Annotated in this window: 8 protein-coding genes; all 8 read left to right on the top strand. The window is 44.8% G+C overall.

Features of this window, described 5'->3' with window-relative positions:
• Window positions 1-311, top strand: a 311-nt coding sequence (locus ACKI5G_RS12065; RefSeq protein WP_407400691.1) for a TolC family protein, incomplete at its 5' end; no start/stop codon positions are given.
• 3 nt (window positions 312-314) lie between these two features.
• Window positions 315-1,511: an efflux RND transporter periplasmic adaptor subunit gene (locus tag ACKI5G_RS12070; RefSeq protein WP_407400693.1), complete on the top strand. Its 1,197-nt coding sequence runs from the start codon at window positions 315-317 to the stop codon at window positions 1,509-1,511.
• Window positions 1,512-1,524: 13 nt separating this feature from the next.
• Window positions 1,525-4,704: an efflux RND transporter permease subunit gene (locus ACKI5G_RS12075; protein ID WP_407400695.1), complete on the top strand. Its 3,180-nt coding sequence runs from the start codon at window positions 1,525-1,527 to the stop codon at window positions 4,702-4,704.
• Between the two features lie 153 nt (window positions 4,705-4,857).
• A complete protein-coding gene (locus tag ACKI5G_RS12080) occupies window positions 4,858-5,574 on the top strand; it encodes a hypothetical protein (RefSeq protein WP_407400697.1) in 717 nt (238 codons plus the stop codon).
• A gap of 306 nt (window positions 5,575-5,880) precedes the next feature.
• Window positions 5,881-9,204, top strand: a complete 3,324-nt coding sequence (locus ACKI5G_RS12085; protein WP_407400699.1) for a DNA translocase FtsK 4TM domain-containing protein — start codon at window positions 5,881-5,883, stop codon at window positions 9,202-9,204.
• A 1-nt stretch (window position 9,205) separates the two neighbouring features.
• A complete protein-coding gene (locus ACKI5G_RS12090) occupies window positions 9,206-10,567 on the top strand; it encodes an MATE family efflux transporter (protein WP_407400701.1) in 1,362 nt (453 codons plus the stop codon).
• A complete protein-coding gene (gene cobO, locus ACKI5G_RS12095) occupies window positions 10,546-11,082 on the top strand; it encodes a cob(I)yrinic acid a,c-diamide adenosyltransferase (protein WP_407400703.1) in 537 nt (178 codons plus the stop codon). The genes ACKI5G_RS12090 and cobO overlap by 22 nt, the downstream gene beginning before the upstream one ends.
• Window positions 11,083-11,294: 212 nt before the next feature.
• The gene (locus ACKI5G_RS12100) at window positions 11,295-12,956 is read left to right on the top strand and encodes a ShlB/FhaC/HecB family hemolysin secretion/activation protein (RefSeq protein WP_407400705.1); all 1,662 of its coding nucleotides are present in this window, start codon (window positions 11,295-11,297) and stop codon (window positions 12,954-12,956) included.
• The last annotated feature ends 7 nt before the right edge of the window (window positions 12,957-12,963 follow it).

Below are 12,963 nucleotides of genomic sequence, written 5' to 3' on the forward strand. Positions count from 1 at the left end.
TGGAGGTTCGCACAGCATATCTTAATATGAGGGCAGCAGAGGAAAATATTGGCACCATGCGTGAAGCCTTGGAGAAAGCCCAGGAGGATTACCGTATTGAGGTAGTTCGCTATAATGCCGGTGTGGGTACTAACCTGGAAGTAATGGATGCACAGGATAAGCTGGTTGCAGCCAAGGGCGATTATATTAATGCACTGTATAAGTACAATTACAGCAGAGCTGAACTTGATACCGCAATGGGAGTTCCCGTTGATTTAGATGTAGAGCCTTATCGTCAGGCCATAGAAAAAAATGGAAAGAAGGGGGAATAATCGGTGATTGGGTTTTATGGAAAAAAGGCGGGAGCAATTTTAAGTTCCCTTGTATTGGCGACAAGCATGTTATTTGCCGGCTGTGGTGGAGATGACGAACAGGCTGCTCACAAAATCGAGGTAAAAGCCATGAAGGTTCTCTGTCAGGATGCACCTATATCCTACAGCTATCCAGGGCAGTTGAAGGGAACTGATGATGTAGAGGTTCATTCCAGAGTATCCGGCAGCGTAATGGAGAAATATTTTAAAGGCGGCGATGAAGTTCAGGCTGGCGCTCCGTTATATCGAATTGATTCCAGACAATATGAATCGGCAGTTATAGAGGCTGAGTCCAATCTCCATAAGTCAGAGGCAGACCTTAGAAAAGCCAAGGATGAACTGGCCAGAGATGAGATGTTATTTGCCGACAAGGCCATTTCTGAGCAGGCAGTGTTCAATCAGCGTGAAGAAGTATCAGCCAATCAGGCTATTGTTGAATCTCAACGGGCAGCAGTGCAAAAAGCCCGGGAAAACCTGGATGATACAATTGTTTATGCACCAATGAGCGGACGGCTGTCGGTGGATGATGTGGCTGTGGGTACTTATGCTACAGCTGGCAGCACTAAGCTGGTATCCATTGGTTCCCTGGATCCAATTTATGCTCAGTTCAGCGTCAGTGAAACTGAATATTTGAATATTCTGGCCAAAGCCATGGAGGAAGGAACATTAGAGCAGGGGGATGCTCAGGGGCCACCTCCTGTAAACATTACCTTGTCAAATGGCTCTGTATATCCGTTAAAAGGTAAAATTACTGCCGCTGACAGGTCCTTCAATGATAATTCCGGCTCCCTTACCATAAAGGCATTGTTTTCCAATCCATACGCTGTATTGCTGCCGGGTATGTTTGTCAGAGTTAATATCCTGGATATAGTAGCAAATAATGCAATTTTGGTTCCTCAGCGTTCTGTTCAGCAGCTGTTGGAGGAGTCCTTCGTGCTGGTGGTAGGCGATGATGGAAAATCTGTATCCAAAAAGGTTGTATTGGGAGAAAAAGTAGGCAGCTATTACATCGTCAAGAGCGGTTTGACGAAGGATGACACGGTTATTGTAGATGGCTTGACCAATCTCCAGTCCGGCAAGGACCTCAATGTTACCATGGTAACAGCTGATGAGATGGGCTTCTCACTGAAAGAATCAACTGACGTTGTAAACAAGTCATAAGGAGGCGGGAGTTATGGCTCGATTTTTTATACATCGCCCGATTTTCGCCATTGTTATATCACTTATAATCGTTATCATGGGTGTACTGGCTGGGTTGAGCCTGCCAGTTGCCCAGTATCCTCAGATTAGCCAGCCAACTGTCAATGTAAGCACCACCTATGTTGGTGCCAATGCCAGCGTTATTAATCAGACAGTGGCCCAGGTTATTGAGGAGCAGGTAAATGGTACCCAGGGCATGGACTATATGTCTTCCACCTCTGATGATAGTGGTAAATATAGTCTGGATGTAAGGTTTAATTTGGGTTCAGATGGTGATATGGATTCTGTATTGGTACAAAATAATGTATCAATCGCCAATGCCAGTTTGCCTTCTGATGTACAGGCGACAGGTGTTACCACCAGAAAATCATCCAGTGATATGTCCTATATGTTCTCCATGATTTCGCCAAATGGTACCTTTAGCCGTACATTTTTGATGAATTATGCCAATATCTACATTGTAGATAGTCTTAAGCGTATCTCTGGAGTGGGTGAGGTTTCCACCTTTGGCTCTACCTATTCTATGCGTATTTGGCTCAATCCTGATAAATTATCTGAATTGGGTATTACCGTGTCGCAGGTTGTAGGTGCCATTAAGGAACAAAATGTACAGGCACCGGCTGGAACCATAGGCCAGCTTCCGGCACCAGCCAATCAGGAAAAGCAGTATACGGGCAATTTGGAAGGACGTCTTGTAACTCCAGAGGAATTCGGAAATATTATTATTAAGACTAATTCCAATGGCTCCTGTGTATACTTAAAGGACGTGGCACGGATTGAGACTGGTGCTCAGTATACTTCTGTAGTATGTGATACTGATGGTGCTCCGGCAGCTGGTTTTGGTATTAAGCTTACTGATGATGCCAATGCCATGGAAACCATCGGTGAGGTAAAGAAGGTTCTGAAAGAAGCCGCCAAGGAATTCCCGGATGATATGACCTATGTTACTATCGTTGATAACACGGAATTTATTTCCGAGTCCATCGGTGAAGTTGTGCAGACCTTTAAAGAGGCTTTGGCACTGGTTATTATCATCGTATTTATCTTCCTCCAGAGCTGGCGGGCAACTCTTATTCCAGTTTTGGCTATTCCGGTATCTCTTATTGGAACCTTTGCCAGCTTTATAATTTTAGGCTTTTCAATCAATACACTGACCCTGTTCGCCATGGTATTGGCCATAGGTCTGGTAGTAGATGACGCGATTGTAGTAATAGAAAATGTAGAATCACATATGAAACGTGATGGCTTGGGGCCTGTTGAAGCTACGGAAAAAGCCATGGATGAGGTGCAGGGGCCTGTAGTGGCCATCGCCTTCGTACTGTCGGCTGTATTCATCCCGGTAGCCTTCCTTTCGGGAACAACGGGTGTGCTGTATCGTCAGTTTGCCTTGACCATTGTGGTGTCCATGGCACTGTCAGCCTTTATTGCATTGACCCTTACCCCGGCTCTTTGTGCTACATTAATGAAACCGCATGATCCAAATGCCAAGAAAAATTTCCTGGACAGGTTCTTTGACCGCTTCAATGACTGGTTTGACCGTACCCAGAATCGCTACACGGGTGGCGTGGCCTGGTTCATTGACCATGCCAAAACCGGTGTCATTTCATTGCTGGTTATTTGTGTATTGGCGGGCTTTTTCTTCATGAAGCTACCGTCAACCTTTGTTCCGGATGAGGATCAGGGCTATTTCATCGTTTCGGTCACCATGCCGGAGGGTACTTCCTTGAACCGCACCTTCGATACTATGGATGCCTATGCTAATGAATTGAAGGATATACCGGGTATTTCACATATCATGAAGGTTTCTGGTTATGATGTACTTTCATCTGGTACGAAATCCAATGCAGGCACCTTGTTTATCTGTCTTGATAACTGGGGAAAACGTACTACTGATGAACTGTCCATTGGTTCTATCATCCGTAAAGCAAATATAATGGGCTTGGATCATCCAGAGGCTCAAATCATGGGCTTCCTTCCACCATCTCTGCCTGGTTTGGGCATGGTTGGTGGCTGGAGTATGGAGCTGCAGGATGTAACTGGTCATACGGATAAAGAGCTTGATACTATCTTGAAGGATATTTTGGTAGCTGCTAATCAGAGGCCGGAGCTGGCAAGAGTGTACAGTACCTTCTCCATTGATTCTCCTATTTGCAAATATGATGTCGATAGAGAAAAGGTTAAACAGATGGGCGTAAATCTTTCTGATGTGTTTACAGCCCTGCAAGTAAACTATGGTGGTACACAGGTCAATGATTTCGTACAGTTTGGACGGACCTACAAGGTTATGCTCCAGTCTGACGTTCAATACCGCAGTGCATCAGAGGCCCTGAAATTCTGTTATGTAAGTAACAAGGATGGGGCCATGGTTCCACTGGATGCACTTCTTACACCAAAACTTTCCACTTCTACTTCTGTAATTACCCGCTTTAATGGTGCCCGCAGTCTTGGTATTCAGGGCTCAGTAGCTGATGGCTACAGCTCTGGTCAGGCCATTGCAGCCATGGAGGAGCTGGTAAAGGAGAAGGCACCGGCTGGATTTATGATTGAGTGGTCCGGCCAGAGCCGCGAGGAAAAGAAATCCTCCGGTTCCACTGGTCAGATTATGTTGCTGGCTGTAGTGTTCGTTTTCCTTTGTCTGGCTGCTCTTTATGAGAGCTGGAGTGTACCATTCTCCGTATTGCTTACAGTTCCAACGGGACTTTTTGGTGCTTTCTTTGTTCAATTCACGCTGCTTTATACCGAAGCCTTTTTTGGATATTTAAATCCTGGACTTCAAAACAGTGTTTATATGCAGATTGGTGTTATCATGCTTATGGGGTTGGCGGCCAAGAATGCCATTCTTATAGTAGAGTTCGCCAAGGTACGTGTGGATGCTGGAATGGAGCCTGTAAAGGCTACCATTGAAGCAGCAGGACTCAGACTTCGTCCAATACTTATGACCTCTCTGGCCTTTATCATCGGCTGTCTGCCACTGGCTTTGGCAAGCGGCGCCGGTGCTGCCGCCAGAAACAGTATGGGTACAGCAGTAGTAGGTGGTATGTTGTTTGCCACCTGTTTGGGAATATTCCTTATTCCTGTACTCTATTGCTGCGTAGTATGGCTGACAGAAAGATTTAAGAAGAAAGCAGAAGCTATTACAGAACGTAAAGAATGATTAAAAAATGTCCCAGTCATCATTAGGTGGCTGGGATAATTTTTAAGTGAAATATAATTTAATTTTAATCAAATCTTATGTAATACATCTCTATACTGTCCGTATGTAATGATGAAAAGGGAAAATCATCTGCGATCAAATAGGGGTGAAAAGATGAAAGAATTGATTTATGCAAATACGAACAATTTATCAATGCCATTATGTAATGTCGTTGATAAAGGTGTAGTTTCCGGTAGTGCTGCAGCCCTGGATAATATTATAGCGGGATGTCAGCCTCGGGCCCAGATGATTTACAATATGGCCATAGCCAAGGAACCATATATTACCAAGGATATGTTGGATATAGCCAATAAATTGAATACTACCATGGTGGGGTTGGAGTATTCAATTAAAACAGCCTCCAGCATAAAGAAAAAAATTGAACGCCTTACTAATGCGGCTCTGCTGTCAGGTGAAGTCCCAAAGCAGGATTATGCTTATGTGGCTGAATTAGGCGACCTGGTTCGTTATACAGAGCTGGTTCAGCATGATGAAATGGCTGATAAGGTTCGTAAGACGGTGTTACTTCTTGAGGAAAAGGAGTACATTCTATATCAAATCGACAATAAATATCTTAACCATAAAGGTCGATATAAGTCGGTTCATCTTAACGTTCTGAGTCCATCCGGCCAGACCTTTGAAATACAGATTCATTCCCGGGAAACGCTGAAAGCATATCACGTTACCCACAAGCTTTATGAGGAATGGCGCAAGCCCGAAACCAGTATTGCACGAAAAGCGGTCCTCCATGCAATCATTAGGAATACCTATGATAAGCTGCCATTACCTACGGGAATTTATCAGTTGAAAAACTACAAAAGGGCTATTTAACTTTTATAACGCCATTGTTCAAATTTTTCTTCTTTAGAACAAAAATCTTCCAATTAGCGTTTCAACGAGCAGGGAGATATGCTCACCAGCTGTTGTAGTTTGTTTTCCCCCACCTAAAGAGGTGGGGGACATCTTAAAGCTCGTTATACAGGCGGGAGTTAAATATTTGTAAAAAGACCGTAATATAAGGGGTAAGGCTTGAGATATATTCTCAAGCCTTTTATTATTTGCCTGATTTTGTTATACTATAAACTAGTGTTTCAAATAAATTTGATGCTGACGTATTCATTTCATGAGGTGAAAATTTTGCAGAAAAAGGTAACTAAACGCTCCTCCAAAGAGAAGGAGAAAAAGGATACTAAAAATAAAGCTAAGAATAAGAAAACTACCACAAAAAAGAGCCCTGAAACAGAGGTTGTGGATACAGAGCCTTCTACCAGGAAATTTGAGATAATAGGTGTTTTGTTTGTGGCCTTTGGCCTAATTGCCCTGTGCGGTTTGGCTGGCTTAAATGTGGGCTATATAGGTCATTATGTAGCCAGCTTTTTAAAGTATTTCTTTGGCATTGGTTCGGCGGTAACAGCCCTGCTGTTTGTGGTAGTGGGTGGCTATAATATTATGAAGCATAAGAGGGTGGGCTTTAATAAGACCTCCATTGGCGTAGTGCTGCTTCTTATTTCCCTGTTGGGGTTATACCATCACATGGTTATTCCAATTGGCTCTGAGATATTGCCAACCAGTCTGGCCGAAGGCGGTGGCCTGATGGGTGGGGTACTGGCCTTTATTTTGCATAAGCCATTGGGCAATGCGGGCACTGTTATCGTGTTTATTGCTGCTATTATCGGTTCCATTTTACTGGCTACTCCATGGTCTCTGGCACAGGGAATTCTTAACACCAAGGCAGTGTCAGAAAAGGGCGCTGATGTAGCCGTGGATATGGCAGAGGTGGTATATGATAATGCCAAATCCGTAGGAAGTAAGGTAGGTAATAAGGTTCAGAACCATGTGGAGGAACAGGTGCAGAAATTTAAGAGCCGTAATTCCTTCTATGACCAAACCAGAGATGATTCCTTTATGGATGGTCCGGATATGGATGGACAGGGATACAACACTGCCACCTCGTATAGCATGGCAGTTTCTCCTATAGGGGAAGGCTCAGGAGATATTGAACCAATTATTCAGTTAAATAAGGGAGATAATGCCCCATCCTGGCAAGCACCTTCTCCAAAGGCAAATCAGCAGCCTTTTGATAATCCGTATGTTAATAATATTCCTGCTCATGAGCCTGTGAATAATGAGGCACAGAGCACCGGCACAGGCCTTTATGAAGCCATGTTTGACAGTCCGGATATGAGCGGAAACGGTGCGGCCGGTACAACTTCAATAACTACTGCTTCCGATAGGGGAGAATATATCAGTGAATTTGCCTACAAAGCAGCAGGCAATTTGGACAGAAATCTAAAAAAGCTTGATACGTCAGGCTATAAGAATATACACACCAATAAGGTGGGAAAAAGAACCTTTGACAATTGGCGGTTAAAGGGTAATTTGGATGCGGATTTTGACGATGAGGAAGATAACATCCTCAAGGTAGATACCCCGGAATCTGAGGAAGATTTGGATTTCCTTGTGGAGCAACGGGAGAATGTGTCTGAAACAGTAAAAGTCAGTGAAATCGAAGAAAGCACGGAAACTGTTTTGGAACCAGCTGACGAACCTGATGAGGATGATACTGATCCGATGATAGTGGCCTCCATTGATGATCTTCTTAACGAGGAAGATGAGCCTGATGAGGAGGAAAAATCAGAAACCTTCAGCTTTGAGGGAACTGATTTCGAGGAGGATGAGGAGGAAATCTCTGATTCTGATGAAGCCGATTCCAATGAAGCTGATTCTGGTGAAGCTGACAACAGTGTAGACAGCGACTTTAAGATTGATTTCAGCTCCGACCATGAAGGAGAGTCATCCTTTACTCAGAGCCTCCCGGAAGATGAGGAGGATATTGCTGCTGATGTTGCTGGAAAGGCAGTTGCCCTCGAGACAGCCAAGGCCGCTGGGGCAGCAGCTGCAGCTGAGGAGGTTGACAAACTGGCCCAGGCGGCAGCATTAAGTGCTCAGATGCAGTCCGAGGAGGAAAAGGTGGAATTGCCTCCTTACGAAGTTCCCGATGTTAAGGATGTTTTAAAGGAAGTCGTGAAGGAAAAGGACGATAAGCTGGAGGCTGAAATACAGTCCAAGGCCAAGGTCCTGGCCCAGACCCTGAAGGATTTTAAGGTAAATGCCACCATTTTAGGAGCAACCCATGGTCCGGCCGTTACCCGTTATGAGGTTAAGCTGGCTCCTGGCGTAAAAGTCAACAAGCTCACAGGCCTTGCTGATGATATTGCCCTCAGTATGGCAGCTACATCTGTGCGCATTGAGCAAATTCCGAACCGTTCCACCATTGGTATTGAGGTGCCAAATCGCAAGCTGGAAAGCGTTCCTCTTCGCGAGGTATTGGAAAATCCGGCCTTTGAAGAGGCAAAATCAAAGCTGACAGTGGGATTTGGTAAGGATATCAGCGGTAAGGCTATTTTCGGGAATTTGGCGGATATGCCACATTTACTTGTTGCCGGTGCCACCGGTTCCGGTAAATCTGTATGTATCAACACCATTGTTACCAGTATTCTCTTTAAGGCAAAGCCGGATGAGGTCAAGTTTATCATGATTGACCCTAAAATGGTGGAGCTGTCAGTTTATAACGATATTCCTCATTTGATGGTTCCAGTAGTTACTGATGCCCGTAAGGCTGCCTCTGTACTTAATTGGGCCGTTCAGGAGATGGAAAAGCGCTATGGCCTCATTGCCCAGGCCGGGGTTAAGAACATTGAGACCTATAACAAGTATTATGCTGAGGAAAAGGACAAGCAGATGTCCTCAGTAGTTATCATCATTGATGAGCTGGCTGACCTGATGATGGTGGCACCTCACGATGTGGAGGATGCCATCTGCCGTCTGGCCCAAAAGGCCCGTGCAGCCGGTATTTATCTGGTATTGGCAACCCAGCGTCCTTCTGTAAACGTTATTACAGGTGTTATTAAGGCTAACATTCCGTCCAGAATATCCTTTGCTGTTACCTCTCAGATTGATTCCAGAACTATTTTGGATTCTGCTGGAGCAGAAAAGCTGCTTGGTAAGGGCGATATGCTCTTTAAGCCTCAGACCGAGCCAAAGGCTACCCGCGTTCAGGGCGCTTTTGTCAGCGATGCTGATGTGGAATTGTTAGTTGAGCGCATCAAACAGCAGGGCCATAAGCTGGAAATTAATCAGGAGATTATTGATTTTACAAATAAGGCTGAACAGGAGGCCGACGGTGGTGAAAGCGACAATACCAAGGTAAAGAGCAGTGTTGATGAATTACTGCGTCAGGCCGTAGAGCTGGTTATGCAGACCGGTAATGCTTCTGCCTCCAGCTTCCAGCGTCGTTATCACATTGGCTTTACCCGGGCTGGCAGACTCCTTGATACCATGGAGCAGCTAAAAATTGTGGGACCGCCACAGGGCAGCAAGCCACGGGAAATCCTTGTAACCGAGGATCAGGCCTTTGAAATTATGGATAAGCTTGAAGAACATTTAAAGGAAGAGAAGTAATTTGGCTTTAGGAAGTATAAATATGCTGGAGGGCAGCATCTGGGATAAAATTTTGAAATTTGCCATCCCACTTGCCTGTACCAGTATTATGCAGCAGCTGTTTAACGCGACAGATGTTGCTGTGGTAGGTCAGTTTGTGGGCAAGGAAGCCTTGGCCGCAGTTGGTGCCAATGCCATTGTCATCAATCTTATGCTGAACCTGGTTATCGGTCTTTCAATTGGTGCAAATGTTGTCTGCGCCATGCGTATAGGGTCCAAAGATTATCTGCGCATAAAAAAGACCATTCACACATCCATTGTGTTGGCCGTTACCAGCGGTATTGTGCTGGCCATTTTCGGTGTGTTTTTTGCTCCTGAAATTTTGCGCATGGTTGATACCCCTGAGGGTATTATGGAGCAGGCGGTGTTGTATCTCCGCATTTTAATGGGGGGCGTACCGATTATGCTGGTGTATAACTTTGGCGCCTCACTTTTAAGGGCCAAGGGAGATACCAAGCGTCCGCTTTATGCTATGCTATGTGCGGGAACAATCAACGTGCTGCTGAATTTGTTTTTTGTCACCCAATTGGGTATGGCTGTTGAAGGAGTGGCTATTGCTACGGTTATGGCCAGCTGTGCCAGTGCCAGTCTGATGATATATTGGCTTCACAATGAAAAGGGGCCAATGCAGTTAAGATTCGATAAATTGTGGGTGGACAGATCTATCCTTATTCACATTTGCAAGGTGGGCTTGCCAACAGGCTTTCAGGGCATGGTGTTCTCCTTTTCAAATGTAATTATTCAGGTGGCATTAAATAATTTGGGGGCCGAAGTTGTGGCTGCTACAGCAGTTGCTTTGAACTTTGAATTTGCGGGCTTCTTTATTTTGCAGGCCTTTTCTCAGGCGGCAACCACCTTTGTGGGGCAGAATTATGGTGCCAAGAATATTGCCCGTTGCCGTAGGGTCATAAAGGTAACCCTTGGTATCAGTACTCTTATTACAGGATCTGTTAGTATTGCGTTCTCAGTATTTGCCTATCCTTTATCGGAGATATTTACGGCCGATCCGGCAGTTTTGGAATACGCTGCAATACGTATCCGGTATATTCTTACCTTTGAGGTAATTAATATATTTATTGAAACCCTTAGTGGAGCCATGCGTGGTGTGGGCTATTCACTGGTTCCGGCCATTGCCTGTATGCTGGGAGTTTGCGTGTTCCGTATTTTTTACGTTTATACCATCTTTGCAGAGTACCCAACCTTTGAGGTGCTGATGGCGGTGTATCCAATAAGCTGGAGTGTTACTGTATTTGTAATTGTGGGACTGTATATTCACGTTTTTAACAGAGTGGAGAAGAAGCTATGGAAGAAAAAAATGGCTTAATTATCGTTCATACGGGAAATGGCAAGGGGAAAACTACCGCCGCCCTTGGCCTTGCTGTACGGGCCTGGGGTGATGGACTTCGGGTTCTCATTCTGCAATTCATAAAAGGTGGCTGGAAATACGGCGAGATGGAAACCATCAAAAAGCTGGAAGAAATTGACGGCCGTATCGAGCTGAGACGTCTGGGTAAGGGCTTTCAACGAAAAACCGATGATAAGGCAGAGCATATTGAGGCAGCCCATGAGGCGTTACAGGCAGCCCGGGAAGCTCTTGAATCAGGTAATTATGATTTGATAATTCTGGATGAAATTAATTATGCGGTGAAGTTTGAGCTTATTAGGGTTGATGAGGTACAGGAGCTGCTGTCCCATCGTCCGGATGATGTTCATGTGGTGCTGACCGGACGTGATGCCCGGGAAGAAATCATAGATATGGCTGATTTGGTTACGGAAATGAAGCTGATAAAGCATCCGTATCAAAAAGGAATCAAGGCACAAAAAGGAATAGAATTTTAAACAGGTGACAAAACACCGGAGCAGATTGCATTGAGCAATTTGTTCCGGTGTTTTTATGTAATAGTTTCTTTCCTTCATCGTATATTAATATAGGGAGAGGTATATAAAAAGTGTGACCCAATGAACCGGGATTAAAATTAAAGTGCTGAATTTACGATAAAAATAATAAGAGGAGTGCCTATTAATAGATTGTTGTAATAGAGGGGATTAATATGGTAAAGACATCTAAAATGATTTGTTACGCGCTTGCACTTTGGGTTATTGCGGGAAGTAATGCAACTGTTTCAGCGGAATCCATGGGGGGATATGATGCCGGCGCACAGATAGAACGTGACCGCAGGGACATGGAACGTGAGCGTATTCTTGAACAGATAGCTGAGGACGAGGCTGCAAGGGAAAATAAGGTAGAAAAGGAGGATGCACCTCCAGCAGATGATGCTGTTACAGAAGTACGCTTTGAATTAAAAAGGGTGAATTGGAACACCTCAGAAATATTGACATCGGACGAAATCCAAACCGTTGCTGATACTTACATCGGCAGGCAGATTACCTTGAAGGATTTGCGGGAGATGGCGGAGCGTATTACGGAGCTATATAAGGAAAAGGGCTACATGACCTGTGGCGCAGTGCTTCCACCCCAAACCATTCATGAGGGAGTTGTAGAAATCCAGCTTGTCGAGGGCAAGACCGGAAATGTTACCATCACGGGAAATAATCACACCACCAATGGATACATTCTTAATCGCCTTGGGCTAAAGACTGGTGAGATTGCCAATACTGACAAGCTGAACCGAGATTTACGCTGGTTCCATGGTACTAATGACATTCAGCTTAGGATAGTGATGAAGCCTGGTACAGCGGAAAATACCACTGACTATGAGATAGTTGCCTTTGAGCCTAAAAATCAGAGCATAACCCTTTACACTGATAACGATGGCTACGAATCCAGCGGTCGCTGGCGTCAGGGGATTTTCTATAATATGAGGAGCTTGACGGGGCATCGGGATATGCTTCGGGCAAGCTTTCTTAGAAGTCAGGGAACCAAGGCCTGGTCCCTGGGCTATAGCTTTCCGATTTCCAATAAAGGAATGAAGCTATTATTTGATTATGCCGGCAACAATACGGAGGTTGTTAATGGTGAGCTTAGACCCTTGGGTGTGCAGGGTAAATCCAGTTCCTTCTCTTTGACCTGGCAGATACCCTTTAGTGTGACGGAAAGCTCCCGCCATGAAGCAGGCCTGCAATACGTCCATCAGACGGCAAAAACTGAGCTTGGCCATGGAACCGGCCTGGTGGTGCCTTGGGTGGATGATAAAATAAATCGGTTTATTCCTTATGTATCCTTCACTCATTATGGAACTAATAGTGTATTTTATCATAAGCATTCTTTTGTATTTGCCAAAAGGAGTGATATCAATGGAAGATCGGATACAGCAAAAATATATCGTCTCAATTCATTTTGGCAGAACCGTTATAAATCCGGCCAGTTTTTGCAGGTCAGGTTGGATGGGCAGTTTACATCCGACAAGTACCTTGGTGCCTCGGACCGCTTCTTCATTGGTGGCGTAAACAGTGTTCGCGGCTATGAGGAAGGCTTCATAGGCGGAGAAAAGGGGCTGACAGCCGCTATCGAATACCACATTCCAATGGATAAGGAAAAACGCTTTTACTTTTTCCCGTTCTTTGATTGGGGTACTGTAAGTGGGGAGACGGCACCAGAGCATCGGACACTGATGAGTGCCGGTATTGGCTTTGAGGCCAGATACAAGAATGTGTATGGCACATTGACCTTGGGCTTTCCATTAAAGAAGGATTTTTATAACAATAAAATAAGTGGTGCAAGGGTTGATTTTAGCCTGTCTGCCACCTTTTAATTGATAA

This window comes from Anaerovibrio sp., assembly GCF_045637405.1.
Classification (GTDB): domain Bacteria; phylum Bacillota; class Negativicutes; order Selenomonadales; family Selenomonadaceae; genus Anaerovibrio.

What these genes read in the sequence shown, in the direction of transcription:
- ACKI5G_RS12075 (WP_407400695.1), top strand. Translation starts at nt 1,525, where the DNA reads ATGGCTCGATTTTTTATACATCGCCCGATTTTCGCCATTGTTATATCA.
- ACKI5G_RS12080 (WP_407400697.1), top strand. Translation starts at nt 4,858, where the DNA reads ATGAAAGAATTGATTTATGCAAATACGAACAATTTATCAATGCCATTA.
- cobO (WP_407400703.1), top strand. Translation starts at nt 10,546, where the DNA reads ATGGAAGAAAAAAATGGCTTAATTATCGTTCATACGGGAAATGGCAAG.
- ACKI5G_RS12100 (WP_407400705.1), top strand. Translation starts at nt 11,295, where the DNA reads ATGGTAAAGACATCTAAAATGATTTGTTACGCGCTTGCACTTTGGGTT.